Consider the following 294-nt stretch of genomic DNA (forward strand, 5'->3'; position numbering starts at 1 on the left):
CCAATTATCACTCAAAAAATTACTTATTCATCCTGGTTTTTTTCAAGATACTGTACATGATCCTGGAGAGTTCATCAGCTTTCTCAAACATGTCCTGGAATTCTTCGGCCCCAATGTAATCGGTAGCTTCGAACAACCTAAGCCAGAATTTAGTCTCAAGACTTTCTTTGTATGCTATGGATACCTTTGAAGAAAAATCTGCAGTTGATATTGCTCCATTAGCTTCGGCAACATTTGCTCCTATGGAAGTGCCGGACCTAAGAAATTGCTTTGGCAGGACATATTCTTTTTCTT

General features: G+C 38.8%; 1 protein-coding gene. It reads right to left on the reverse strand.

Annotation, left to right across the window (positions count from 1 at the left end; translation table 11 throughout):
- Positions 1-19: 19 nt before the first annotated feature.
- On the reverse strand, positions 20-294 hold a 275-nt coding region (locus tag HC176_RS19025), incomplete at its 5' end, for a four helix bundle protein (protein ID WP_167920529.1).

Source organism: Tamlana crocina, from assembly GCF_012037625.1.